Source organism: Mesorhizobium sp. ISC25, from assembly GCF_042295465.1.
In the GTDB taxonomy this organism is placed as follows: domain Bacteria; phylum Pseudomonadota; class Alphaproteobacteria; order Rhizobiales; family Rhizobiaceae; genus Mesorhizobium.
Map to the genome: position 1 here is coordinate 4,814,809 of NZ_CP135441.1, position 25,610 is coordinate 4,840,418.

Annotated in this window: 19 protein-coding genes and 2 pseudogenes; 12 read left to right on the forward strand and 9 right to left on the reverse strand. The window is 59.1% G+C overall.

The features are described from left to right. The 6 genes from RQ479_RS23770 to RQ479_RS23795 all read left to right on the forward strand — a co-directional run bounded on the left by RQ479_RS23770 (position 1) and on the right by RQ479_RS23795 (position 6,662). Positions 1-1,008, forward strand: a complete 1,008-nt coding sequence (locus RQ479_RS23770; protein WP_128288752.1) for an ABC transporter ATP-binding protein — start codon at positions 1-3, stop codon at positions 1,006-1,008. Continuing rightward, complete coding sequence (locus RQ479_RS23775) at positions 1,005-2,078, forward strand: ABC transporter ATP-binding protein (protein WP_128288724.1); 1,074 nt, start codon at positions 1,005-1,007, stop codon at positions 2,076-2,078. Before RQ479_RS23770 ends, RQ479_RS23775 begins: the two co-directional genes overlap by 4 nt. 319 nt (positions 2,079-2,397) lie before the next feature. Further along, positions 2,398-3,447: a C45 family peptidase gene (locus RQ479_RS23780; protein WP_128288723.1), complete on the forward strand. Its 1,050-nt coding sequence runs from the start codon at positions 2,398-2,400 to the stop codon at positions 3,445-3,447. A gap of 651 nt (positions 3,448-4,098) precedes the next feature. After that, on the forward strand, positions 4,099-4,551 hold the full coding sequence (locus RQ479_RS23785; protein ID WP_128288722.1) for a transposase: 453 nt from the start codon (positions 4,099-4,101) through the stop codon (positions 4,549-4,551). 96 nt (positions 4,552-4,647) lie between these two features. After that, positions 4,648-4,941: an IS66 family insertion sequence element accessory protein TnpB gene (gene tnpB / locus RQ479_RS23790; protein ID WP_376706010.1), complete on the forward strand. Its 294-nt coding sequence runs from the start codon at positions 4,648-4,650 to the stop codon at positions 4,939-4,941. A gap of 44 nt (positions 4,942-4,985) precedes the next feature. After that, entirely contained in the window at positions 4,986-6,662 is a 1,677-nt protein-coding gene (locus RQ479_RS23795; protein WP_128288748.1) for an IS66 family transposase, read from the forward strand. A 606-nt stretch (positions 6,663-7,268) separates the two neighbouring features. Here the strand turns inward: RQ479_RS23795 and RQ479_RS23800 are convergent. Continuing rightward, positions 7,269-7,609: pseudogene (locus RQ479_RS23800) on the reverse strand (helix-turn-helix domain-containing protein); the annotation flags it as partial. 113 nt (positions 7,610-7,722) lie between these two features. Next, positions 7,723-9,375 (reverse strand): IS66 family transposase, encoded by a 1,653-nt coding sequence (locus RQ479_RS23805; RefSeq protein WP_128289626.1) that lies wholly within the window; start codon positions 9,373-9,375, stop codon positions 7,723-7,725. Positions 9,376-9,891: 516 nt separating this feature from the next. Here RQ479_RS23805 and RQ479_RS23810 point away from each other — a divergent pair. After that, positions 9,892-11,979, forward strand: a complete 2,088-nt coding sequence (locus RQ479_RS23810) for a recombinase family protein (RefSeq protein WP_128289627.1) — start codon at positions 9,892-9,894, stop codon at positions 11,977-11,979. Here the strand turns inward: RQ479_RS23810 and tnpB (RQ479_RS23815) are convergent. The 6 genes and pseudogenes from tnpB (RQ479_RS23815) to RQ479_RS23840 all read right to left on the reverse strand — a co-directional run bounded on the left by tnpB (RQ479_RS23815) (position 11,967) and on the right by RQ479_RS23840 (position 16,271). Then, a complete protein-coding gene (gene tnpB / locus RQ479_RS23815; RefSeq protein ID WP_128289628.1) occupies positions 11,967-12,272 on the reverse strand; it encodes an IS66 family insertion sequence element accessory protein TnpB in 306 nt (101 codons plus the stop codon). The genes RQ479_RS23810 and tnpB (RQ479_RS23815) overlap by 13 nt on opposite strands. Continuing rightward, entirely contained in the window at positions 12,269-12,724 is a 456-nt protein-coding gene (locus tag RQ479_RS23820; protein WP_128289629.1) for a transposase, read from the reverse strand. Before RQ479_RS23820 ends, tnpB (RQ479_RS23815) begins: the two co-directional genes overlap by 4 nt. A gap of 197 nt (positions 12,725-12,921) precedes the next feature. After that, complete coding sequence (locus RQ479_RS23825; RefSeq protein ID WP_348639540.1) at positions 12,922-13,599, reverse strand: AraC family transcriptional regulator; 678 nt, start codon at positions 13,597-13,599, stop codon at positions 12,922-12,924. 39 nt (positions 13,600-13,638) lie between these two features. After that, positions 13,639-13,787 (reverse strand): annotated as a pseudogene (locus RQ479_RS23830) (branched-chain amino acid transferase); the annotation flags it as partial. 397 nt (positions 13,788-14,184) lie between these two features. Then, positions 14,185-15,723, reverse strand: coding sequence for a gamma-glutamyltransferase (locus tag RQ479_RS23835; protein WP_128289630.1), 1,539 nt, complete (start codon positions 15,721-15,723; stop codon positions 14,185-14,187). A gap of 320 nt (positions 15,724-16,043) precedes the next feature. Next, positions 16,044-16,271: a hypothetical protein gene (locus RQ479_RS23840; protein ID WP_128289631.1), complete on the reverse strand. Its 228-nt coding sequence runs from the start codon at positions 16,269-16,271 to the stop codon at positions 16,044-16,046. A gap of 201 nt (positions 16,272-16,472) precedes the next feature. On the opposite strand from RQ479_RS23840, the gene RQ479_RS23845 reads away from it, so the two are divergent. From RQ479_RS23845 to RQ479_RS23855, 3 genes are all read left to right on the forward strand, one after another. Further along, the gene (locus RQ479_RS23845) at positions 16,473-18,260 is read left to right on the forward strand and encodes a CocE/NonD family hydrolase (protein ID WP_128289632.1); all 1,788 of its coding nucleotides are present in this window, start codon (positions 16,473-16,475) and stop codon (positions 18,258-18,260) included. Positions 18,261-19,024: 764 nt separating this feature from the next. Further along, entirely contained in the window at positions 19,025-20,350 is a 1,326-nt protein-coding gene (locus RQ479_RS23850; RefSeq protein WP_128289633.1) for an aspartate aminotransferase family protein, read from the forward strand. A gap of 128 nt (positions 20,351-20,478) precedes the next feature. After that, the gene (locus tag RQ479_RS23855; RefSeq protein WP_245486776.1) at positions 20,479-20,913 is read left to right on the forward strand and encodes a carboxymuconolactone decarboxylase family protein; all 435 of its coding nucleotides are present in this window, start codon (positions 20,479-20,481) and stop codon (positions 20,911-20,913) included. 407 nt (positions 20,914-21,320) lie between these two features. Here RQ479_RS23855 and RQ479_RS23860 read toward each other — a convergent pair whose 3' ends face one another. Beyond that, on the reverse strand, positions 21,321-22,304 hold the full coding sequence (locus RQ479_RS23860; protein WP_206622073.1) for a MurR/RpiR family transcriptional regulator: 984 nt from the start codon (positions 22,302-22,304) through the stop codon (positions 21,321-21,323). Between the two features lie 31 nt (positions 22,305-22,335). Between RQ479_RS23860 and RQ479_RS23865 the strand changes: the two genes are divergently transcribed. Together RQ479_RS23865 and RQ479_RS23870 are read left to right on the forward strand one after the other, a co-directional pair. After that, positions 22,336-24,729: an FAD-dependent oxidoreductase gene (locus tag RQ479_RS23865; RefSeq protein ID WP_128289635.1), complete on the forward strand. Its 2,394-nt coding sequence runs from the start codon at positions 22,336-22,338 to the stop codon at positions 24,727-24,729. A gap of 113 nt (positions 24,730-24,842) precedes the next feature. Beyond that, a complete protein-coding gene (locus RQ479_RS23870; protein ID WP_128289636.1) occupies positions 24,843-25,607 on the forward strand; it encodes an electron transfer flavoprotein subunit beta/FixA family protein in 765 nt (254 codons plus the stop codon). Positions 25,608-25,610: the final 3 nt, after the last annotated feature.

Genomic DNA, 25,610 nt, shown 5'->3' on the forward strand with positions numbered 1-25,610 from the left:
ATGCAGATGCATCAAACCGCAGGGAATGACGTGCTTCTCGACGTCCAAGACCTTGAGACGCACTTTTACGGCGAAGAGAGCGTCACTCGCGCGCTGGGCGGCATCAGCTTCCAGGTAAAGAAAGGCGAAACGCTCGGCGTCGTCGGTGAATCCGGCTGCGGCAAGAGCGTTACAGCTCTTTCCATCCTTCGCCTGCTGCCGAAGCTGACCGCCAGGACTGTCGGCGGCGAGGTCCGCTTTCACGGACGCGACATCCTTGAACTGTCCGATCGGGAGATGCGGAAGATCCGCGGCGACCAGATCGCCATGATCTTTCAGGAGCCGATGACGAGTCTGAACCCGGTCTATACTGTCGGCCACCAGATCGCCGAGGCGGTGCAGATCCACACCAAGGCTTCCCGCCCGGCGGCCATGAAGAAAGCCGAAGAGATGCTCCGTCTCGTCCGCATCGCTGATCCGGAACGGCGCGTCAACAACTATCCCCACGAAATGTCGGGCGGCATGCGCCAGCGGGCCATGATCGCAATGGCTCTCGCCTGCTCACCAGAACTATTGATCGCCGACGAGCCAACCACGGCCCTCGACGTCACCATCCAGGCGCAGATCCTGCGGCTGATCGTCGATCTGAAAGAACGCACGGGAACGGCCGTGATGTTCATCACGCACGACCTCGGCGTCGTCGCCGAGACATGCCAACGCGTAATTGTGATGTATGCCGGCCGGATCGTCGAGCAAGCAAACGTCATAGATTTGTTTGCGCATCCGGCGCACCCCTACACGCAGGGCCTCTTGCGATCGGTGCCGGATCCGCGGCGCGGCCGACAGCGCCGCCTCCCGGAGATTCGCGGCATCGTGCCAAGCCTGCGCGAGCCCATCGTCGGCTGCAGCTTTGCACCACGCTGCCCGTTTGCGATCGACATTTGCCGCGAGAAGACACCTGCCCTGCGAGATGTCGGGTCGGGCCACGGCGCGGCTTGCTGGCGCGCCGAAGAGGTGATGGGCGCATGAACGGTCCTTTGCTGAAGGTCGAAAATCTGACCAAGCATTATCCGCTTGGTGCAGGAATCTTCAAGAAAAGCGTGTCAGTGATCCGGGCGGTGGAAGATATATCCTTTTCCGTCGAGGCGGGCGAGACGCTTTGCATCGTCGGCGAATCCGGCTGCGGCAAGTCGACTGTCGCTCGGCTCCTGATGCGGCTCGTCGAGCCGACGGGCGGCCGCGTGCTGATCGACGGGACGGATATTGCGGGTCTCAAGAAGGACGCGCTTCACGCGTGGCGCCGTCGGATGCAGATGGTCTTTCAGGATCCTTACTCGTCGCTGAATCCGCGCCTCACGGCCGGGCAAATTATCACCGAACCCGTCGAGAATTTTGAGCGCCTCAGCCGCAAGCAGCGCAACGCGCTCGCCGCGGACCTTCTCCAAAAAGTCGGAATGTCGCCCGAGATGATGCACAGGCTCCCGTCCGAATTGTCGGGCGGTCAGCGCCAGCGGCTCGGCATTGCACGCGCCCTGTCGCTCAACCCCTCTCTCATCATCGCCGACGAGGCGGTGTCAGCCCTTGACGTCTCCGTGCAGGCGCAGATCCTGAACCTGCTTCTGGATCTCCAGCAGCAGATGGGCATCGCCTTCGTCTTCATCTCGCATGACCTCGGCGTCGTGGAGCATATCGCGCATCGCGTTGCCGTCATGTACCTGGGGCGGATCGTGGAACTCGCCCCGAGCGAGGCGCTGTTCGCGAAGCCGGTCCATCCCTACACCGAGGCGCTGATCGCGGCGGCACCAGTGCCGGATCCGACGCGGGTTCGGCTGGAGGCGCCCGTCGAGGGCGAGGTTCCAAGCCCGATCAATCCGCCAAAGGGATGCGCGTTCCATCCCCGCTGCCCGCTTGCAATCGAGCGGTGCCGCATCGAAGTGCCGCCTTTGGTGCCAATGCCAGATGGGCGCGTCGTGGCCTGTCATGTACGCGCTCCGGCCACAGACATCACAACCCAGCCCGCTGCGGCAGCTAGTTCTGCTCAGTCCCGTGGCAGGCCACAGACGCCTTCATCCGATCGGACATCTCCAGCGTACGGCTGACACGAACACGGAACATCGTGTCAAGTTAGGCAGGAAGAAGAAAAAGGAGAAGTCCGTGGGGAAACATGCGCACGAGAAAGGTTGTCAGCCAGCCCAAGGGCAGGAGGCTGTGAGACGACCCGTACGTTTAACCTTGATAGCTCTACCATCCGCCGGCACTGGCAATAATATACCAGAAGGCCGGCTTCCAGGTCGTCGTAGATGTTCCGGACACAATACGGCTTTTGACGCGGCGATCCTTCTTCGCTGATCAGGTCGGACCCCAGCGGATCGCACGGCCCGGTGCAATCATCAACTAATAAGCGAGGAGATGTAAAAAATGTCCAAGAATCCCATCCAACGCGTCCGCGCGAAGGGAGATGCCTTCTCGATCGGCGTAGCGATCGGTCAGGCTACCGCCTCCACCTTCTTCGAGCACGGCTTTCGAACTGAGTACTACCAGGCCCTGGACGCTTGCTGGCGCGGATCGGACTATGTGAAGAATCTTGAAGCGGCGGCCCGCGCGGCCTATCCTCAATATGTGCGCGAGATCGAGGGAATTGCCGCAGGCTCCGGGCAGGACTTCGAAACCATCTTTCTCAAGATCTGCGACGCCGACCTGCCCCTTCCCGAAAATGTTTCCCTGGAGACGAGAAACGCCGCGACCACAGGTTGCACTTCGCTCCTGATCCCATCCGACGGTGATGGCCCGGCGATCATTGCCCATAACGAAGACGGCCCGGCGGTATTTCTCGGCACCTGTCTCTGGGTCGAGGTTGAACCCGACGAGGGCCCGGCTTGGAGCGGTTTCATGACGCCCGGCGTGCTGCCGACATACTTCGGATTGAACGAAGCCGGGCTCGTCCAAGCCAATAACAACGTCACGCCCGATGATTTCAAAGCTGGCGTGCCGCGGGAAATCATCTGCCGCGCGATCCTAAGCGCGAGAGGGTTGGACGACGCGATCGAAATTCTGAAACGCAGGGACCGCGCCAGCGGCTATCATCACAATCTTGGTGAGGCGAAGACGGGCCGGCTCGTCTCTGTCGAGGCGCCGGCCTCAGGTTGCGTCTTTCGGGAAGCTGTCTCGCCGCTTGCCCACGCAAACCATTTACTTTCGCGGGAATTCGACGGTCTGGGGCAGACGATCTCCCCTTCGTCGCGCGATCGACAGGAAGCGGCCGACCGGATGATTGCGGAACACGCGCACACTCCGGGCGCAGAGGTGGTGCTGTTTGACGAGACCGTCCCGATCTATAAGAACGGTTCAGGTACTTCCCAGACTCTTGCCACCGGCATCTTTTCGCTTTTCCCCGATCGCATTGAATGGCGCGTTCATGCCGGTCCTGACGAGCGCGATGCGCTAGGCGGGACAATGCCCGTCGTCTAACTTGCGGACGTTGAGCTGACGAAAACGCGACAGGTGTTTCGGCTTTATTCCGCGTCTTATTGTCGTGGATGAGTCAGCCGCCGTCGCGCGAAAGCCCGACGAAGATGTGCCGAAAAAGCTGTAAGCGGTCTTGGCTACGTTCCCGCCGCACGTACTATCGTTCGTCTGATGACCCTCGAACGGAACAACTTGACCAAGGCTCAAAAATGATGTCGCCTCCATCGAGGAGAGGCTACCGGACCTTGTCGAGGCCTCCTGCTTAATCATAGCCAGCTTCTGCATCGCCGCCTAAGGATCCCTCATCCTGCTTGCCAACAACGAGGAGTTCTTCTGGGTTCGGCCTTCAGGATCTTGGCCGCCGCAAGCGGCCCCGGCACATCGTAGCGTTGGTTCGTGACTGTCTTGAGCTAGTGGACGAATACCGGCGCGCGGTGAGCGCGGCCAAGAGGTCACCCCAGTGCTACATGGTAAGCGGCGACGCCGAACCTGATCCAGGGACGTCGAGACCTTTGGCGCCTTCGTCGAGAAAGCTTACGCCGACCCGATGATTGCGCTTGACCGAATAAGTTCGGTATTCATACGATGAAGGCCGCCTACTGACGCGTACCTTGAGGCGTTAGTGTCCGCTTAGATTAAGTGGACACTTGGCGAATGAAGTATCTGGCTATGGAGCAGCCGTCGACGGTGGAAGCGAGCACGCCCGCGGCTGTGCCGCTGCCGCCGGGTGCGGAACGACAGCGGACGCGCCGCTCCTGGACGGTCGAGCAGAAGCTGGCGGTCGTGCGTGAGGTGCAGGAGTCCGGCGATCCGGTGTCGGTTGTGGCGCGGCGTCACGACATGAACGCGAACCACTTGTTCATCTGGATGAAGCAAGCCCAGCAAGGGCGATTGGGCCGGTCCAACCCGCTGCCCGAGCCCCCACCGATCGCCTTCATCGACATGGGTGTTGTCGGTCCCAGCCTGCACGATGTAGAGCTGGAAGAGCCGGCTCCTGAGCGATCGCACTCTGAAGTACCAGCTACGACCAGCCAAGCGGTGTCTACCGGTGGCCGGATGGAAATCGTCGGGGCCAACGGCCGGCGTGTGATCATTGACCACTGTTGACGTAGGTGTCCTGATGCGGATCTTGCAGGGGCTGGAAATGCTGCGATGATCCCGACAGAAGGCGTGCGTGTGTGGTTAGCCACAGGCTACACCGACATGAGATGTGGCTTTCCATCATTGGCGCTACGGGTGCAGGAGGTCCTCAAACATAATCCCCTTGGGGGCAACCTGTTTTGCTTCAGGGGGAAACGCGGAAATTTGTTGAAGGTCATCTGGCATGATGGCCAAGGAGCATGCCTGTTCACAAAAAGACTCGAGCTCGGCCGCTTCATATGGCCAACAGTTGAGGGTGGAGCTGTGACAGTATCTTCTGCACAGCTGAGTTATCTCTTGTCTGGCATAGACTGGCGGAACCCTCAGGAAACCTGGCGCCCAGCTCGGGTTGGGTAGCATTTTTTAGTTGAAAATACAATGGAATGTGATTCAATCGGCATATGACTTCGAAGCCGGTTGAGCTCCCCTCGGATCTTGCCAGCGCCTACGTGGCGCTGCTGGCTGAACGTGAGGCGTTGCAGGCTGAACGCGATGTGGCGGTCGCGGATGCTGCCAACTGGCAGGCTGAAGCCGCCAACGCGCAGGCCATGCTGTCCGACACCGCGGCGCGGATTGCGCATCTCGAGCTGCGCATCGAGAAGCTGAAACGCGAATTGTACGGGCAGCGCTCCGAGCGCACGGCGCGGCTGATCGAGCAGTTGGAATTGGAACTCGAAGACCTCGTCACCTCGGCGACCGAGGACGAGCTTGCCGCGCAGGCCGCGGCGGCGAAGACGCAGACGGTGCGCCCCTTCACGCGCAAGCGACCGGTGCGCAAGCCATGGCCGGATGACATCGAACACGAGCGCGTCGTCATCGACCCTCCAACTGCCTGCGCCTGCTGCGGCGGATCGCGGCTGTCGAAACTGGGTGAGGACGTGACCGAGACGCTGGAGGAGATCCCGCGCCGCTTCAAGCTGATCGCGACGGTGCGCGAAAAGTTCACCTGCCGCGACTGCGAGAAGATCACCCAGCCGCCGGCGCCGTTCCATGCCACGCCGCGCGGCTTCATCGGTCCCCGACTGCTGGCGACAATCCTGTTTGACAAGTTCGGCATGCATGCTCCACTCAACCGCCAGAGCGCGCGCTTCAAGGCCGAGGGGATCGACCTGCCGCTGTCGACGCTGGCCGATCAGGTCGGCCACGGAACCTCCGCCGTCATGCCGCTCTTCCAGCTGATCGAGCGCCATGTGCTCGCGGCCGAGCGCCTTCATGGCGACGACACCACCATTCGCATCCTGGCGAAGGGCAAGTGCGCGACCGGGCGCATATGGACCTATACGCGCGATGACCGTCCCTTCGCCGGGCCTGCGCCGCCGGCGGCGATCTATTACGCCTCGAGCGACCGACGTGGCGAGCGTCCTCAGAAGCATCTGGCCGGGTTCGCCGGCATTCTTCAGTGCGACTGTTACAGTGGCTTCGAGCCGCTGTTCGACCCGCAGCGGAAGGAGCAGCCGATCACGCCCGCCTTTTGCTACGCCCATGCGCGGCGAGGATTCTTCGAACTGGCCGACATCGCGAAAAAGGCCCGAGATGGCAAGAAGGGCAAACCGATCGCGCTGGAGGCGGTCAGGCGCCTCGACGCGCTGTTCGAGATCGAGCGCGCCATCAACGGCCGCAGCGCGGACGAGCGGTATGCCGTGCGGCAGGAGAAAAGCAAACCACTTCTCGACGACATGCACGTCTGGTTGCTCCGCGAGCGCGATACCCTCTCGCGCTCTTCCGAGGTCCTGAAGCCGATCAACTACATGCTCAGGCGCTGGGCCGACTTCGCCCGCTTCATCGACGACGGCAGGATCTGCCTCAGCAACAACGCGGCCGAAAGAGCGCTGCGCGGCATTGCTCTGGGAAGGCGCAACTGGACCTTCGCCGGTTCCCAGCGCGGCGCCGACCGCGCCGCCGTCATGCTTACCCTCATCACCACGGCACGCCTCAACGACGTCGACCCGAAAGCCTGGCTCGCCGATGTCCTGGCCCGCATTGCCGATCTTCCCACCTCACGTCTGCACGAACTACTGCCCTGGCACTGGAAGCGCCTGCGCGAAGCCGACAAGCCCGCCAATCAGCAGGCCGCCTGACCTTCACGCATCGCCATCATAGAGCCCGCCGCACGCACGCGCGCGTGCCAATCATGCGGCCTTCGTCGTATGCGTACTAAGTTCGAGCCGTGGAACACAATGTAGGTTGGCCGCAACTATGCGCGGCGCGCCCTGCCGGTGACCTCCCCACCGGCAGGGCACTTTTTTGAGACGCTAAATGATTTACTGCCGTCGGCCAGTGAATAGTTGAGGGCCTCCCGCTGCGGCCCGATCTCGCAAGCGGCTTGAGGGATTGAGAACCGGCGCCGGCCGCGCGCTGCCTGAGCTCGGGCGACAATGCATGGTGGATAGGTTGAAGGTGCTGCGCTTCGAGCTGATGGTTAAGCGTGGTCTGCATGCCCGCAGCCACAGGCATCAGAAGGAGAAGCGCAGCATGAAACATTATGTCGGATTGGACGTCGCGGTAAAAGAGACAGAGGCAGCCCCAAACGAAACAAGGTCATGCGGCTCCGACCCGCGGATGAGAGATTGTCGACCGACGTTCAAGTCCCGCCTCTTGCACCCCTCTTGCACCCCAAATCCGCCGTACAAGTGCCTCGACCGCCGATCGGGTCGGCGGGCAAATTTCTACGCCAAAGGCCGTTGTCAGCAATCATGAGAGTGGCATCTCAGGCATTCTTTCGTCACTGAGCCTCCGATCGATTTGCCGTGTTCTATTTTCCTCCGGTCGGTCAGACCGCTTTTTTTTCGTTGGTAAACGGGTAATCGTGATTGATGCGGCGCGCATCCGTATGTTTCGCGGTACGCTTTTGAGAAATGCGATGCAGAGACAAAGCCGCAAGCCATCGCGATTTCAACGACCGGCAGTCGTGAGTTGATGAGTAGCAGGTGCGCACATCTAGACGAAGATCCAAATAATAGCGGCTCGGAGAACATCCCAGTTCCCGCCTAAACAGCCGCTCGATTTGACGGCGGGAAAGGCCTGCTGACCCCACTAAGTCGTATGCGGCGTCTCCGCCCCATTGATTTTTTGGTCGCAACGGTCAGGTCTGGCGCTTGCAGATGTTCCCATGAGCACGTCGGGGAGTCCCGGACGTGCTCATTGTGAGGCGCTGATCCCCTGCGCATAGGCCCAAGGCATGAGGGCTTCGATGTCTTTGGCGAGGTGGCCATTGGCGAGGCTGATGAAGAGATCGCGCAGGTAGGCGTATGGTTCAACGCGGTTCATCTTGCATGTGCCGATCAGGCTGGCGAAACGGGCCCAATTACGGCCGCCTTCATCATGGCCGGCAAAGAGAGCATTGCGGCGGTTCATGGCTGGACTTCTGATCGCGTTTTCGACGAGGTTGGAGTCGATGTCGACGCGGCCGTCGTCCAGGAACAGCTGGAAGCCGGCCTGGCGTTTCAGCATATAAACCATGGCCTCGCCGAGATCGGACTTGCGCGAGACGCGTGCGGCCTGAGCTGTCAGCCAGGTGAAGAACTCGTCCACCAGCGGGCGGGACAGGTTCTGGCGGGCAGCCCGGCGATGATCGGGATCACAACCTCGGATGCTGTCCTCGATCTTGTAGAGGGCGGCGATGCGCAACAACGCCTCGTCGACGATGGGCGAACCCTTCTTCGGCTGGGACTTGATCAGTTTTCTGCGGCCATGTGCCCAGCAGAAGGCCAGCCTCAACGGATCGCCGCCCGTGCGTTTTGGCGTGGCGAGGTGGGAATAGCCGCCATAGGCATCTACCTGGATCGTGCCGTTGAAGCCGTCGAGGATTTCTGCGGCATATTCGCCTTTACGCCCAGGCCGATAATGGAACACCACGCCCGGCGGCGCAGATCCGCTCCAGCCGCGGTCGTCGCGCAGAATAGCCCAGAGATAGCCAGTTTTCGTCTTGCCGCGCCCGGGATCCAACACCGGAGCCGTGGTCTCGTCGACATATAGTCGTGAGCTACCCTGTTTCAGGACCATGGCCATATGGTCTACCACCGGCGCGATCACAGCGCCCGTCCGGCCCAGCCAGTCGGCCAGGACAGTGCGGTCGATCGGCACTCCGTGTCGGGCCATGACCGTAGCCTGCCGGTTCAGCGGCATGTGTTCGGAATGCTTGGACACGGCGATCTGCGCCAATAGGGCTTCGGTCGGCCAGCTACCTTCCAGCAAATGCGCCGGCGCCCTGGCCTGAACCACGCCCGTGCGCCCCTTGGGGCAAGCGTATTTCGGGCGGATCGTGACGATCACCTGATAGCGCGCCGGGATAAGATCGAGCCGCTCCGTCCGGTCTTCGCCAATCCGTACCATGTTCCCGCAACCACAGGGGCAGGCAATGCTATCAGGCTCGATCACCTGTTCGACGCGCGGCAGGCTCTTGGGTAGCGCACGCGCCTTGCGTTGCCTGCGTGAAGCAGTCTTTTCGCAATTGGCTGTGCTGGCCGCGATCTTTTCCTCGACGAAGGCAATCTGGGCCTGTGTTTCGGCAATTGCCGTCTCCAGATCCTCCAGCGCCAGTTCCATCTGCGTCGGATCGAGCTTTTCCGACTTCGGCCCGAACTTCGTGCGGCGGTAGTCCTGAACCTGGCTCTCCAGCTTCTCGATCAGTTCCTTCAACTCGGTGATGAAGGCGTCCTTTTCAGCCACCACCGCCTGCTCATGCTGACGGGCCGCACGCTCGACCGACAGCTCGAACTGTACGGCCGCAAAGGCGTTCACCACCTCTGAAGGCAGGTCCGGGAATCGGCTGAGATCAATGGGCGCAGACATGCGCCTTCATAGCAAATCGAAGCAAAAAGCCCAATAAAACAACGCCAAAACCGAACAGGTGAGTCACCCTGCCGCAGTCGGCGGCGCTACCCGCTGCGCCACCACGCGTCGCCAGTCAAGACCTTCGAACGAAGGCCTACAGGAATATCCCTGTTGGTGAGTCCGACGAATCATCGGGCGAGCTGGTCCAGGTTCTCGACCCACATCATCCGCTTTACGGGCGATCCTTCCGCCTGATCCGCCGAGTGGCGCATGGAGGTGGAAACTTTCCACCGTCATATGAAGTCGAGCATCGTGATGGATCAACATTTCTGATCGCGGTGGCAGCAACGCAGAAGTATGTAGATCACGCGAATCAGACTAAATGAGCGTCGAGGCGGTTCGGGATCTTGTCGCAGTGGCGGAATGTCTCGAAGGTCATGACCATAGACCCCAAGAGCCTGTGGGCGACGCTGTCACCAGCTTTGCGGCGTCAAATCCTCGACGACGTCGCCGCGGTTCTGGCGGAGGTGTCCCGTGAGGTCAGAACTGGTCAAGCCAACCCATCTGGCGCGCAGAGCGGTTGTTTACGTCCGGCAGTCGACGCCGCACCAGGTGGTCAGCAATCAAGAGAGCCTGCGGTTGCAGTACGCGCTTCGTCAGCGCGCCCGAGAACTCGGCTGGCATGATGCCGACGTCGATGTCATCGATGCCGATCTCGGCTTGAGCGCAGCGTCTGCTGCAAAACGGAATGGCTTCAAGGAACTCGTCGGACGGGTTGGCCTCAGCGAGATCGGGTTGATCCTATCGATCGATGTGACGCGGTTGGCGCGCAACTGTTCAGATTGGTACCCGCTCCTGGATATCTGCGGCCTGCGCGGCTGCCTTATTGCCGATCGCGATGGCGTTTATGATCCCGGCAGCGCCAATGGCCGCCTGCTTCTCGGCCTGAAGGGAACGATCTCAGAGCTCGAGCTGCATACGATCCGCAGCCGTCTGACAGCTGGTCTGCTTGCCAAGGCCGAGCGCGGCGAGCTTGCCCTCATGCTGCCAGTAGGCTTGACGCGCGATCCGAGCGGGGTGGTTGTCAAAGATCCGGATCTTGCCGTTCAGGAACGGCTTGAGCTTGTGTTCCAGACATTCCTGAAGTTCCGCACCGTTGCCAAAGTTATGCGTGTGCTGAACGATCGGAGCCTGGCTTTGCCGCGCCGCGACCGGCACGGCGAGCTGCGCTGGGCGCGAGCGACGGTCTCGGCGGTGGCGGCAATCCTGAAGAATCCCGCTTATGCCGGTGCCTTCGTCTATGGACGAACCAGGTCCAGTGCCACCGCGTGCGAAGGCGGTTCGCCGGCAAAGGTGGCGCGGCCGATCGATGAATGGCGGATCGTCGTGAAGGACCGGTATCCGCCTTACATCGACTGGCCAACCTATGAGAATATCCGTGACGTCGTGCGAGACAACCGAGCCGAATACATGCGCATCAAGACGAGAGGTGCTCCCCGCAACGGCGAGCTTCTGCTGCATGGCATCGTCTGGTGCGGGCGGTGCGGCCACAAGATGTACGTTCGCTACAAAGGTGGCGGAGAGTATGTGTGCGATCATCTGCGCTCCCACACTGGCTTGCCGGCCTGCCAGCACATCCGCGCTTCACGCGTGGATGCCGCTGTGGCCGACGCATTCTTGGCGGCGCTGGCGCCTGCCGAGATTGATGCGCTGTCGCGAGCCCGCCGGGCGCAACAGCAGGTCGAAAAGGCCCTGCGCAGCAGCGCGGAACGTGAGCTTGAGCGCAAGCGCTATACTGCAGCGTTGGCCGAGCGCCAGTTCAACCGCGTCGACCCGGACAATCGTCTTGTCGCCGGCGAACTCGAGCGTCGATGGGAAGCGGCGTTGAGCGAGGTTCGCGCTGCCGAAGAAGCCCTTGCCCGGCAAGCTTCGGCCGAGCCCGTCATGCAAATGGCGCTGGGCAAAACCCTCAACAGCAAGGTCGTCACCCTTTCCGGTCGCCTGCCGCAAATCTGGGCGGACGACGCCACGACGGACGCGCATCGCAAGGCGCTGTTGCGGTGTCTGGTCGAAAAAGTCGTTCTCGATCGCGGCGAGCACGATGTTGCTGTGGCCAGAATTGTCTGGCGAGGCGGCGCGGTCACGGAACTTGAGGTCAAGATGAAGGTCAATTCCGTCGCCAAGCTCACGCGCGGTGAAGAAATGCGTGCGCGTCTGCTCGATCTCGCAATAGCCGGCATGCCTGATGATGAGATTGCCGCCGTCCTCACCCAGGAGGGGCACCGCTCGCCCAATTGCGCCGAAAAGGTCCTGCCGATCACCGTGCAGCGGATCCGGCTCGGCGCCGGGATCAGGATAACGACACAGCGCAACCGATGGACCCACAAGGCCACTTCGCTGAGCGCCACACAATTGGCCGCACGGCTGAACATCCCCGTCAATTGGATCTATGTGCAAATCAGACAGAAGCGCCTCCTGATCGACCGTCAGCCGACCGGAGCCTATCTGTTCCAAAACTCCCCTTCCGTAATCAATGCTGTCCGCGACCTCCGCAACCACACCATCCGCCACCTTGATCTGAGAATCATTCAGCCTCAACAGGAGGGGTATCAACATGTGTGATCGAACAAGGCTTCGAACTGCCCCCGCGACAGCCGCATCGTTCCATCTTGCACTTTGGGCCAGGCAAAGCTGCCCTGTTCCAGGATTTTGTAGGTCAGCACCATTCCGGTGCCATCCCATACCAGGATTTTTAGACGATCCCCGCGCTTCGATCGGAAGATCACAGTGATCCCGGAGTGCGGATCAAGCTTTAACTCGGTCTGCACCATCAATGCCAGCGCCTGATGGCCACAGCGGAAGTCCACCGGCCGCGTAGCGATCAGGATCGGTAATCGTTGGCCCGCGACGATCATGCCGTCCCGCGCATCGCGCGCACCAAGGCCGCGACCCGATCAACCGGTACATCGCCGGGAACCCTCACCACCAGGTCTGCGCCTATTTCCACCGTCACGATCCCGGAAATGATCTCAACCGGCTCCGGAACCGGCAAAGCATCGGTAGCCATCTTCGGCTCCGCCGTAATCGCAAGTGGCACAAAGGCGGGTTCGACAGGCCCGTTCTCAAAGGGCGGCACGGCCGTCATCAGTTCAGCAGGCAGCGTCAGAAGACCTTGACGCGCCTGCCGTCGCCAGTCCGAAAGCTGATGCGCAGCGAGATCATAAAGTCGCGCAACATCAACAACCCGCGCACCGGGCTGAAGGCTCTCCGCTACAATCCGCGCCTTCCGATCATTCGGCCATCGCCGGTTTCCACGACGAGGCTCGACAACTTCGCATCGCCCAACAAATCCCTCACCATCTGCCATGCCAAACTCCAGCTCTTGCCGAAAATCTTCTGGCAGAAACCTCAATGTTCACAAACACGCCGAAATCAATGGGATGTAGGCGGCGCATACACTAAGTCATCCAGTAGCAATGGCTCCGTAAGATTTGCCTCCATCTCTCCAATTACCTTGATGACCGCCTGATGGTTGAGTTGCACTCGAGAATGAAGAGGCAGACGTTAGCGGTCACCCGCGGAACGGGTCCTACACGCAATAGCTTTTTCGCACATACGATTGACTATTGTCGTCCCATGATGGTGGTCAACCAAATCCAGAAACATGTCGAAGGGGGCGTCTCCCCCGGCGCAAGTGTATAGGTCTCCGTCCTGCTCGAAGGCGGTTTGAGTGGCTACCACACCCAGGAACCGCTCAGAGAATATAGGAAATTGCTCCCAGTGAACCGCGCAACGCCGCCCTTCTGCAAGCCCCGCCCGAGCAAGCACGATCGTACCGCTACCTATCCCCACGAGGCTGCTGCGGCGGTTGCGACATTCTCGTAACCAGGCATCAAGCTGTTTGTGCGGAGCAGGAGCATTGCGGCCGCGGACGATCACGATAGCCGGTGCTGAGATCGATCTACGCATTCTTTCACGTGCGAAGGACAACGAAGAATCCGCGCAAACCAACAATCCGCAAGTCGAGGTCGCAGGTTGCCCGTCGTCCGAAATGACTTGCCAGCTATACACGTCCCGCCCAACACCTCGTTGGCGAGCCTCAGCGCTTCTACCGCCGACGAGAAGGCCTGGAGCGAAAAGGCCGGCAGGAGGTAAAAGCAAAAACTTCGGCATGTGGACTGTGAGTCTAGCATCCCTGGGTTTCCTCTCTCCTACCTGATCTCTCGTGCATCCAGCGGCCATGCCAAAACCGCGCGACCGACGTCATGGAGACCAGCGCAGCTCCGGATTTGCGACGGAACCGAACGGGACGGCAAAAGCGATGAACCGGTTTACGGAATTGCGCGGGTCGTGGCTGAACGTCGGAGACGTTCCGCGCGTGCAAATCATCTCGACCGGTGGCCTGACAGGGCAACGCATTTTTCCAGGATAATCTGCACCTCCTTGCAACGCGGCGTACTCGCGAGACCGGGTCGCCTTCGTCGCTCGCCAGCCTGAGGGTGTCCACAACAGGGCAAATGGCGAGAGCGTGAATGACTTCGCAAGGACGAACCCCATCTGTGTTGTTTTCATGGGAGTCATGGGAAAAATTGTCGCCAAGGGCCACGATTTCAATTTGTGCCCCAAGCTGTCGGCCGAAGGGCGCCGGACAGGCCTGCAGGGCCGTCGTTCTGTCGTTTCCAAAGCACCGGATGTCTGTCATTCTCCATGAACTCGCGGTCGGAAGGACGAGCTAAGTTTCCTTCGGAGATGGCTGTGTGGTGGGTACCGGGTCATTTCACCCTAACTCCATGCGCATTAGCGGATGCTGTTCGCCGTGACACGTGATCAAAGCGCACTTCCTGAGGTCGACGGGTCGGCTCCGCTCTTATATAAGCGGCCGTCGAGACGCTCCACGAGATTCACCAGCCCCAAGCTGGAGTCGGATTCGTATCCAGTCGGCGCGATCTCAAAGCCTCGGGCCTGAAGGTGTGCGCGCGCATCGGGCCAGAAGTCTGTATGCATGCGGAGCTTGCCGTCCTTCGGAAAGACACGGGGCTTCGCAAGCAAATCCGCCATATCTTCGCCCATGCCCAGGCCGAACCTTAGGAAAAGCAGGTATGTGAGCGAACCCAGAATGCGTTCGCTTCCTGCGGAACCGACGGCAAGCATAGGCCTGCCGGCAACCTCCAAAATGAGTGGCGACATCTCTGTGACATCGTGCGTTTGGCGTTCAAAGAACGAGCCTGATTTCATTGCGTAGCTGTAGCAGAGCGGTGCGCCCCACCAGGAGACCTTCGAAGCCCACCAGGAACCGAGCGAAGTTGTGAAAGATAAGAAATCGTCGCCTGAAGCCATTGAGAAGTGATTAGTGTTGCTGTGAGGGACGCAATTGACCGGTCCGAGGAAGTAGGTCGAAAGCAAGTCCTTCCACAGCGCCTCGTTGGATGCATTCAGCAATCGGATTACGCGTTCAGCCATTGCAATGGCCTCTGACGAAATATCGATGTCGACTGAAGGGTGCCCAACTTTGGGAACGAGGGTGTCGACTGCGAAAGGTATCCGATCAAGGAGGAGGATAGAGGACAAGACGTAGGCCTCCATGGCGCGCGGGAAATCGCTCAGCACGCCGCTTCGACGCAGTTCGACGGCCACCGCTGCGCCGACCAAGGTCCACGTCCCCCACGTCTCAATTGCTGCGGTCGTAAGGAGGCGCTGATGCTGCCCACCGAGGTTGAGATCGAGGGCGCGCAGAGCCGGCTGGCGGACGGGATTGTCAAGAGTTTCTTCTGGACACCACTGGCCCGGGTCTGCGCCCCGTAGCTTGCGCCAGAAATCACACTCGCTTTCGGAATTGGCCAGGACCTGAAGAAGCTTTGCGAGCTCCGGATTTCGAACGTGTTTGCGAGGCGCACCAGTTTCATCCAGATAAATTGCTTTAAGCTGTTCACTCAAAGCAGCGGAGTGTTCGCTTTGGAGAGCAATTTTCAAGTCCGCGCTGGGCGCAAAACCCTCTTGGGCGAGCGCAACGGCGGGCGCAAGCAGAGTACTGGCTGGAAGCCGCAAGCAGCCGCTACGCCGAAAATAAAACCAAGCCGCTATGTTACCCGGGACGGGCACAGTCGATCCCGGTACGCGTCGGATCGCTGTCGCGGCATTTAGACAACCGACCTCGCCAGCCACGGAAAAGACCCCCTGCATGCGGCCGAAAGGGCCGCAGTTGGCAGGATCTGTGACCCAAGCGCAAGCGAGGGCGGTGAGATACATGTCGAAGACGCTGCCGCCCTGTTTCCTGATAGCATTTGCCGCGGCGGTCGCCGACGGCACGGGCGTTGCAATCCCGAAGCCCATGCTGCTGTGGACATGAATTGGCGCTTCAGAGCCCATATAATTCTCCTGTGTCTAAGGATTCCCACGTGGCAGTCCTGGCAATGCGCCAAGGCACCAAGGCAGATTAAACCCGACGATTGGCCCTGATCGGCGGGTAACTATGGTTTTCTTGTTTCCCTCACTTATCCTCAATTCTTGGCCCCGTGGATGACACGGCGGACGGCGCCTGTGCCCGAATTATGGAGGGGTCGATAAAGCCGTTCCGACGCGCATGTCTGCCTTCCCAAATGTGCCGCTAGAATTCGTCGTCCCCATTCTTCTTTTGTGTTGATTCAATCGTTGCACAATGCAAAATATGATTCAGACGTTGCACAATGTTAGATGTGAGTCAACTGTTCCTTAGTCGCCGGAGAGATGCCACAGACCCGGATGCCGCAATGCGGCTCGCCGCGAGGTGTATTTCCGCCGACTAACGCGTGGGTGCTGTTGCGGCGCAGGCCGCTGTCGCCCGGGATCTCAGGCTCGGCGAAAATCTTGCCGAATGCCTCGCCGCATTGAACGGTGACGGTGGGCATAAATTTGCCGTCATTGGCCGCGGCATCCATACGCTCCAGCGTCTGGCGCGCTGGTCAGCTTGAGGTAGAAAATTCCACCTTAGCGCAGTGGCTGCACTTGCAAGCGCACGCGTTGAATTCTCACGGGTTCGGCGAATAGGCACTATGAATTAAATGTTGCATTTGCCAGGAAATGATCTAAATGTCTCTCTGAGAGGATACCGGTGCTCACCTGTCGTCGTGGAGATTCGCATGAGCCTTCGTCACCACACCTTCAAATCAATGTTTGCCTTTGATCTCGGTGGCGCTGCGACCACCCGACACAAGCTTGGCCATGTGGAATCGACGTACCTGCCCGTGCGCGACGGCACCAGAGTCGCATTGGATGTCGTCCGCCCGATGGGGGACAGCGCCGAAACCAAGCGCAACACTATTCTGGTGATGACCCGCTACTGGCGGGGCGTTAAAGGAGAACTGTCCAATAGGTGGGCGGACCTGTTTGTGCCGCATGGCTATAGTGTCGTTGTCGGAGATGTTCGTGGCACAGGCGCATCGTTCGGTGTGTGGCCCCATCCACGTACACGCTCTGAAACCCTGGATTTCAGCGAAGTGCTAGATTGGATCGTGGCGCAGCCCTGGTCCACGGGCCAGGTGGTCGGCTGTGGTGTGTCCTACACCGCCAATACGTCGGACTGGATGGCGGAGCGAAATCATCCGGCCCTGAAGGGCATCATCCCGCGGTATGCCGACTACGATCCCTATGAAGATGAATTCTTCCCCGGCGGTGTCCCAAACGCGTCTTTCGGGCAAGGATGGAGCGACGCCAACAAAGCTCTCGACCATAACGTACGGAGCGTGGATTCCACGTACGTCACCATGGGCTTCGTCTACGATGCCGAGCGCGCACCGGGCGTGCGTCCGGTCGGCCTGGACGGCGAGGCGGACCTTAACGCGGCCGTCCGTCAACACGAAACAGTGCCATCCCTGTGGGAGGGTTTCAAGCACATGACATTCAAGGACGATCGTCCCGAAAGTTGGGCGGGAGACTCCATGCTCGACTGGAGTATTATGGAGGTAGCCGACCGAGTCTCTCGTTCGGGCACGCCGATCCAAAACTGGGCGAGCTGGTTCGACGGCGGTACGGCGCAGGGGGCCATTCGCCGGTTCATGCAACAGTCCAATCCAATGAACGTGATCATCGGCCCTTGGAGCCATGGTTCGGCCATGGCCCGGGACCCTCTACGGGAAGTGGGTGCGGCGACGGCGCAGCCGACGCTGGAGGCAATTGACGTTCATTTCGCGGAATTATGCTTCAACGGCGAGGCTGCCCGCGAGCATGGGAAGCTCCTCCACTACTACACCCTCGGCGAGGGCGCTTGGAAATCGACACGCTCCTGGCCGCCCCCCGCAGCCCGTCATCGCTGGTATTTGGGGAGTGGGTCCCGCCTGAGCTCATCACCCGACGAGATCGGGTTCGACCCGCTTCAGGTCGACCCTGAGGCGGGGGATCCAACCCCAACGCGGTGGGATTTCGCACCGACCGTGAATCTTGCGCGAGATCATCGAGGGTTGGATGCCGCTAGCCTCGCCTACACCAGCGAGCCGCTCACACGCGACCTCGAGATCACCGGCCATCCTGTTGTCCACCTGAACATTATCTCGACTCGCGAGGACGGGAGCTTTTTTGTCTACCTGGAAGCCGTAAGGCCGGACGGGGTGTCTTGTTATCTCACGGAAGGCCAGCTGCGCGCCCTGCACCGGAAGGTGTGGACCGAGTCACCATTCAGCGAGCTTGGGCCGCAGCATAGCTACCTAAAGCGCGACGCCGAACCGCTCACGCCGGGCAAGGCCACGGTCCTGGCGTTCACCTTGCACCCGATCTCCGCACGTCTCCCGGCAGGTTACCGCCTGAGGGTGGTTCTCTCCGGCAGCGACCACCCCACATTCACCAATGTGCCCACGGACGGGCCGCCGCCCTTCCTCAAATTTCATCGCGGTACGACCGGCTGCTATATCGACCTGCCGATCATCGGCTCGTGAGCATAGGAGATAATCGGTTTGGTACCTATGCTTCCGCGGTTTGGAAATGCTGCGCTTCGAGTTGATGATAGAATGCGGTCCGAGTGATCAGCCAAAAGCATCAGTAACGAAGCGCAGCACAAACCATTATGCCGGTCGCGATCGTTCGATGAATTAGACGTCCGTTTGTATTATCGACGAGAACGGAAGAGGCTGCCGTGGGTGCAGGGTGGTCAGTCATCCGGACGATCGGACCATTGCCGACTGCGGCGTCATGGCCCGCTGCCGCTTCATCCTCCACAAGCCAATGAACAGCCGCATCTTCAGAATCTTGATCGACACTCACCACCGACAATTTGCGACAGGCCCGCGAGAATTACATCCCAGCAGTCCGTCGGCATCTCTTCTCGCTTGCCGCCGCCCTGCGTACGAATTCTGATCAGATAGTTCCCTGCACACATGCAAGGAAACCCATGCCGAGGAGAGCGCTCAACGCCCCGCGGAAAAGTTCGACTGCGACCAAAGACCAATGACCTTAAGCGGCTTGATCACGCCACGGCGCCACCGATCCGCCTGGGACCGTGCCAAGAGGCTCGTCCGGGTTAATTGCCGAGAGCTGGCTGGCTAAAGCGTTTAATTCGGCCTCGCATTATCGGTCGCTCCCTTTGTGGGACAAATGTAGCATCATTTGCGAACAGAAACATGTGTTGCAATTCGCGGCAAACTCTGCAAATAATCGCGAGAGGATGCCAAAGTCAGGTTGTCCTAAGATAGCCGAGATCAAAATGACCAAAATTCTCCACCGTTCGATCGGTGCAAAATTACCCTGCGCCGTAGCCGGAGACGGTATCTACATCACGGACAGCGAAGGCCGCAGATACATCGACGGATCGGGTGGGGCAGCTGTCAGTTGTCTTGGCCACAATCACCCAGAAGTGCTGGATGCGATGAGGGCGCAGATGGGACGTATCAGTTATGCTCATACATCGTTCTTCACGACCGATGTTGCTGAGCAGCTTGCCGAGCAACTCATCAAGCTAGCACCGGCTGGCCTCGATTACGTCTACTTGGTTTCGGGCGGCTCTGAAGCCGTCGAAGCGGCCCTCAAAATGGCCCGTCAGTATTTCGTGGAAATAGGTGAACCTCAACGGCGCCATATCATCGCACGCCGACAGAGTTATCACGGAAACACAATTGGTGCGCTAGCGACTGGAGGTAACGAATGGCGTCGCGCGCAGTTCAAGCCAATACTGCCTGAAACCCATCATGTTTCGCCTTGCTATGCTTATCGTGGCATGCAACTGGACGAAACACCAGAGTCTTACGCTGAGCGGCTCGCCAACGAACTTGAGGCGAAGGTTCTCGAACTGGGGGCTGATACGGTCATGGCGTTCGTTGCTGAGCCGTTGGTCGGCGCCACGCTCGGAGCTGTACCGCCCGTGGCAGATTACTTCAAGCGAGTGCGTCATGTTTGTAACAAATACGGACTTTTGCTTATACTCGACGAGGTGATGTGCGGAATGGGCCGCACTGGAACGATATTCGCAACGGACCAGGAAGGAATCGTTCCCGATCTGCTGACGCTCGCGAAGGGGTTGGGTGGCGGTTTTCAGCCAATCGGGGCAGTTCTCCTTTCTGAAAAAATCTACCGAGCCTTTGCCGAAGGTTCAGGTCTTTTCCAGCACGGTCACACCTACATTGGTCATCCAATTGCTGCGGCGGCTGCCAGCAAGGTGGTCGAAATTCTCACGCGCCCCGAGATGATGGACAACGTCATCGAGATGGGCGATCGCCTCCGGGCCGGACTTGATGCGGCACTTGGGCAATCCGCGTACATCGGCGATGTTCGGGGTCGCGGCCTGTTTCGCGGGGTGGAAATTGTGGTGAACAAAGACACCAAACAGCCTTTCGATCCAGCTCTAAAAATTCACTCCAAGATCAAGAAGGAAGCCATGCAACGTGGGCTGTTATGCTATCCGATGGGAGGCACCATCGATGGCGTGCACGGTGACCACGTCTTGCTAGCTCCTCCTTACATCATTCAGCCCGAACAGATCGACATGATTGTCGAACGGCTCGCGGCGGCTATTAAGGCCGCTGTCGTCAGCTGAGGGGTGTAGGAATGACTTTAGCATCGAATCCGACCCCTCCATGCCCGCCCATAAAGGACGAGCACTGGCCCGCGGAGATTGCGGATCTCAGGACCGGCTTCGCCGGTGCGCTAAACGTCTATCGTACCATGGCGCACCATCCGTCACTGCTAAGGGCATGGGTTCCTTTACGCCAGCATGTTGTCAATTGCAGCGCTCTAGGCGCCGTCCGGTCGGAACTCGTAATCCTGCGGGCGGCCCATCGAATGGGTTCCGCCTATGAATGGACCCATCATGTGAGCCGAGCCCGTGGCCTCGGAATTTCCGAGGCGCGAATTCAGGCCATGAGAACCCTGCCGGATGGGGAAGATGCGCTAATCGTGCGAGCAGTGGATGAGCTTTTCGACGAGAAATGCCTCAGTCTTGAGATCGAAAGCGCCCTATCCTCCGAAATGGGGACGCAGGCAATCTTCGATCTGATGGCAACAGTTGGGTTCTACTCAGTGCTGGGCTTTATCCTAAAGACCTATGACACTCCTATCGACGAAGCGGTCGCGCAAGAATTGTCAGCGCGGCCAATCTAGCTTAACTGTCTCGCGTAGATTGATGCTCCGCGGTGGCCAGCAGGTGTCCCCGGCAAAGCTGGGCTTCAAAGATGTGAGCCGGTGAAAGCCGTTGAGTGGCGACGTACGATCCGCCTGCCAAGCACCGTTCAATGTACGGCCGAACTGCCCGCGGTACTCTTGTTCCGAGTTGCTGTTTCATTGCAGATGGCTTCCTTGTCTCGGCACACCGCCTTAAAGTAGCCGAGCGCCCAAAAGAGCTCTCCGGTAACAACTTCCTTCTTCTCGCCCTAAAGATGGATGGCGCCCCCCGAGCCGCCGATCACCTGGAGATTCTGTCGGGCTGCCACCATCGCCCCGAAGTGAGCGCACACAGACGTCACTTCCTGCCGAACAGGTTTACCACTGTAGGCGCCGCACTAAAAAAACTATCGTTTTTTTTGCGCAACCCAGTAGACCTGATTTTCACGGCGAAGATCTTCGTAAGACTTGATCCGCGCTTTGGCCGTTTCACCTCCCCGAGCAACGAGCAAAGAAATGAGAATGTCGAGCACCGCTGTTGCGCCAGCGTAGCAGCCGAAATGGTGGGTCGACAAAACAGAAACTATGATTGTCTCGTCGGCTTTGAAATCTGGGGACACCAGTTCGCTGTCAGAAAGCAGAATTAATTTCATGCCCTTGCGTCTCGCAAATTTGCAAGCGTCGATTGTTTCTCGAGAGTAGGGGTTAAAGGTGATCGCCATCATAACATCGCCTGGACTGGCGGAATGTAATTCATCGATCGCGCTATTCATATGACGCGGCACCAATTGCAAAGTCGGCAAAGCCATGCGGCCAACGTAGTGGAAGTAGTAGGCCATGGCGTAGCTCGCTCTGACGGCAGTCAGGTAGACCACCCTCGCATCCAGAAGCATTGTGACCACTCGTTGCAATTGGTCGGGTGCCTGAAGTTCGAGAGACCGCTGAACAATTGCCAGGACGTTTGTCGAGGCGTTGGCTTGAACCTGTCCCAGTTCCCCGCCATCCCTCAAACGTTTAATCCACTCAGGATGATCGAGCACGGCGGAGGCTGAGACTAGCGCGTGCCTAAATGGCTCGCGCAACTCGTCATAGCCCTCGAACCCGAGCCGTTGAGCCAATCGCACGAGTGTATACGTGCTGACGCCAACTTTTCGTGCGGTTTCCCGAATCGGATCGAGACCAAAATCCGACGGATGATCGACGATGTACTTCGCAACAGTTCGTAACCTACCTGGGAAGCTCCCAAGCCTCTCCTTGAGATCGGCTATGACACGGTTTTTTTGGGTCGGGTCCAAATCCCCATCCAACGTCAAAACATTTGTTATTTTTTGGGCATGTTTACCAAATCCGTTTTTTTGTGCAAGGTCATGCCACCGAAATTGTGCGCTCACGCTCAACTGCATTCAGCATCAGGATAAGACATTGGCCAATCCGCTGCCTTCTCACGCTTCTGTCATCGTCATTGGTGGTGGGATCATGGGCTGCTCAACTCTGTATCACCTTGCAAAGATGGGCGTTACAGACGCAGTCCTGCTCGAGCGCAACGCGTTGACATCTGGCACGACGTGGCATTCTGCAGCACAAGTCAGGGCTTTGCGGCATTCTCGGAATTTGACACGAATGATTCAATATTCGGTCGAACTCTATTCGCAGCTGGAGAAGGAGACGGGCCAGTCCGTAGGTTGGATACAGAAAGGATCTTTGTCTATCGCGACAAGCCCCGACCGACTAACCCATATTCGTCGGCAAGAAGCACTGGCACATGCTTATGGAATCAATGCGCGGTCAATCTCTGCTGAGGAGGCGAAGGAGCGGTGGCCGCTCATGAATGCTAACGATGTTCTTGGTGCCGTTTGGTCGCCTGAAGATGGGCGCGTGTCTCCGTCGGATGTATGTGCCGCTTTGGCGAAGGCAGCAAAACGTCTTGGTGCCAAGCTCTTCGAACGTACCGGCGTCAACGGTATTTTGACGGAAAATGGTCGCGTGCGTGGTGTCGAAACCGCCCAAGGTACGATCATGTGTGACGCGATCGCCCTTTGTACTGGTCTCTGGTCCCGTGAAGTGGCGGCTATGGCAGGCGCCGAGGTGCCCGCTCTTGCTTGCGAACATTTCTACTTACTGACCAAGCCAATCGACGGGATTGTAGGAAACACGCCGACACTCTCCGATCACGACAGTCACCTGTACATCCGTGATGATTCGGGTGGGCTATTGGTCGGATGCTTCGAGCCCAGGGGCAAGCCAATTGCGCCGGGCGTACTGAATGAAAGCTTTGAATTCGGACTCTTGCCTGAGGACTGGGATCACTTCGAGCCGATGATGATGAATGCTCTGCACCGCTTACCTGCGCTAGAAAGCGCAGAGGTAAAGATGCTGTTGAATGGACCGGAGAGTTTCACTCCAGACGGCACTTTTATGCTCGGCGAAACGGCGGAGACCCGAGGGCTCTTTCTTGGATGCGGCATGAACTCCGTGGGCATCGCTTCCGGCGGCGGCGCAGGAATGAACCTTGCTCACTGCATTGTGCATGGGCATACAGCATATGACCTAACCGAAGCCGACGCTAAGCGCTTCGCACCGGTTTTCAACAACATTGAACACTTGATGGCACGGGCGCCAGAAATCCTCGGAACGCATTATGACATTGCCTATCCTGGGAAGCAGTTGAAAACCGCTCGGGATCTGCGAACGCTCCCTCTAGACAGGGAATACCGCGAGTCCAAGGCGCACATGGGCCAATTCTTTGGCTGGGAGCGGCCCCTTTACTTTGGCAAGCGGGAAGAACCCGTTCTGCGTTTCGATCGACCGGACTGGTTTGAAAACGTCCGTGCAGAAGTCATGGCTGCACATGAGCGGGCTGCGGTTTTTGACGCTTCGCCATTCGGCAAAATTGACGTCCAGGGCCCAGATGCCGAGAGTTTCCTTTTGCACGTCTGTGCGGGTCACCTCGCTCGCGCTCCAGGGTCGGTGATCTATACGGCCATGCTTAACGAGCGCGGTACCTTTGAGTCAGACCTTACCGCCCAGCGCCTCGCTGAGGATCATTATCGATTAGTCGTCGGCACAACCGCAATCAAACGCGATCTCGCATGGCTTCACCGGCACTCTCATGGCTATGATGTCACATTGACAGATGTCACCGAGGCCTATGCGGTGCTTGGACTGATGGGACCGGACTCGGCCAGGATTGTCAGCGAATGCGGTGCCCAAGCACTCAACGAAGTCGCTTATTTTAAGCATGGTACTGCGCAACTAATTGGAAAGCCCGTGCGAGGCGCGCGCATCTCTTATGTAGGAGAGGCGGGATGGGAAATGACGTGCCGACGAGAAGATGCGCCCGAAATCTATGCGGCGTTGGTGGCGGCAGGTGCTCGACCAGCCGGAATGTTTGCCCAAACGTCGATGCGTATCGAGAAGGGTTTTTGTGCGATGGGTCACGAACTGGATGGCGACGTCAGCCCGATCGCTGCTGGTCTCGACTTCGCGGTCAGAAAAAGCGGTGGGTTTATCGGAGCAGAAGCATTGGAAGCTGGGCGCACGCGTCGAGACCTTTCGCACATCATCTCCCTTTCGCTTGATGACGAAACTGCTGTTCCTTTGGGGCATGAGCCGATCTACTTCAATGGCCGTATTGTAGGGCAAACCTCCTCTTGCGCTTTCGGTTTCCGCGTTGGCAAACCCGTAGGTCTTGGACACACTCGTGAGCAGCTAGGGAATGGCGAACGCGTTCAAATTGATATAGCCCGGCAAATGCACGATGCCACAGTTACGATCGGCCCGCTCTTCGATCCTCAGAGCTTGCGGATGAAACACTGACGGCTGCAAAGCCATGCCCATGAGCGAAACGGCAAATTGGGGGCACGAACCACAGCAAAACTTGGCTGCAACATTCGACCCCAGCTGCTCCTCATCCAAAGGAAAAACTTTCCATGAAAGTTCTGGTTCCCGTTAAACGGGTGGTTGACTACAACGTGAAGATCCGGGTTAAACCGGATGGAACTGGCGTTGAGCTCGCCAACGTCAAGATGTCGATGAACCCTTTCGACGAAATCTCGGTCGAAGAGGCGCTGCGCCTGAAGGAGGCCGGCAAGGCCGAAGAAGTGGTGGTCGTGTCGATCGGACCTGCCAAGGCCGAGGAGACCCTGCGGACCGCGCTCGCCATGGGGGCCGACCGGGCGATCCTAGTCGAGACCGACGATGCCGTCGAGCCACTGGCGGTTGCCAAGATCCTCAAGGGCGTGGCGCAAGCCGAACAGCCGGGTCTCATCATCGTCGGCAAGCAGGCGATCGACGACGACTCGAACCAGACTGGCCAGATGCTGGCGGCATTGCTGGGAACAGCGCAGGCGACCTTTGCCTCTAAGATCGAAATCGGCGACGGCAAGGCGCAGGTGACCCGCGAGGTTGACGGCGGCCTGCAGACGATCGACGTCAAGCTGCCGGCCGTGGTGACGACCGATCTTCGCCTCAACCAGCCGCGCTATGCCTCGCTGCCCAACATCATGAAGGCGAAGAAGAAGCCGCTTGACAAGAAGAACCCGGCCGATTTCGTCGTTTCGACCGAGCCGCGGCTGAAGGTCCTGATGACGGAAGAGCCATCCGGCCGCAAGGCGGGCGTCAAGGTGGGCTCGGTCGCCGAGCTCGTCGGAAAGCTCAAGACCGAAGCCGGCATCCCTGTAACCCAGTCCGAATGAGGA

Excerpts from the sequence above, each read along its gene's own strand:
- RQ479_RS23845 (WP_128289632.1), top strand. The coding sequence starts at position 16,473 with ATGAGCCTTCGTCACCACACCTTCAAATCAATGTTTGCCTTTGATCTC.
- RQ479_RS23850 (WP_128289633.1), top strand. The coding sequence starts at position 19,025 with ATGACCAAAATTCTCCACCGTTCGATCGGTGCAAAATTACCCTGCGCC.
- RQ479_RS23775 (WP_128288724.1), top strand. The coding sequence starts at position 1,005 with ATGAACGGTCCTTTGCTGAAGGTCGAAAATCTGACCAAGCATTATCCG.
- RQ479_RS23780 (WP_128288723.1), top strand. The coding sequence starts at position 2,398 with ATGTCCAAGAATCCCATCCAACGCGTCCGCGCGAAGGGAGATGCCTTC.
- RQ479_RS23855 (WP_245486776.1), top strand. The coding sequence starts at position 20,479 with ATGGCGCACCATCCGTCACTGCTAAGGGCATGGGTTCCTTTACGCCAG.
- RQ479_RS23870 (WP_128289636.1), top strand. The coding sequence starts at position 24,843 with ATGAAAGTTCTGGTTCCCGTTAAACGGGTGGTTGACTACAACGTGAAG.
- RQ479_RS23840 (WP_128289631.1), bottom strand. The coding sequence starts at position 16,271 with ATGGATGCCGCGGCCAATGACGGCAAATTTATGCCCACCGTCACCGTT.
- RQ479_RS23835 (WP_128289630.1), bottom strand. The coding sequence starts at position 15,723 with ATGGGCTCTGAAGCGCCAATTCATGTCCACAGCAGCATGGGCTTCGGG.
- RQ479_RS23820 (WP_128289629.1), bottom strand. The coding sequence starts at position 12,724 with ATGGCAGATGGTGAGGGATTTGTTGGGCGATGCGAAGTTGTCGAGCCT.
- RQ479_RS23770 (WP_128288752.1), top strand. The coding sequence starts at position 1 with ATGCAGATGCATCAAACCGCAGGGAATGACGTGCTTCTCGACGTCCAA.
- tnpB (WP_128289628.1), bottom strand. The coding sequence starts at position 12,272 with ATGATCGTCGCGGGCCAACGATTACCGATCCTGATCGCTACGCGGCCG.
- RQ479_RS23795 (WP_128288748.1), top strand. The coding sequence starts at position 4,986 with ATGACTTCGAAGCCGGTTGAGCTCCCCTCGGATCTTGCCAGCGCCTAC.
- tnpB (WP_376706010.1), top strand. The coding sequence starts at position 4,648 with ATGAGATGTGGCTTTCCATCATTGGCGCTACGGGTGCAGGAGGTCCTC.
- RQ479_RS23805 (WP_128289626.1), bottom strand. The coding sequence starts at position 9,375 with ATGTCTGCGCCCATTGATCTCAGCCGATTCCCGGACCTGCCTTCAGAG.
- RQ479_RS23785 (WP_128288722.1), top strand. The coding sequence starts at position 4,099 with ATGAAGTATCTGGCTATGGAGCAGCCGTCGACGGTGGAAGCGAGCACG.
- RQ479_RS23825 (WP_348639540.1), bottom strand. The coding sequence starts at position 13,599 with ATGGCCGCTGGATGCACGAGAGATCAGGTAGGAGAGAGGAAACCCAGG.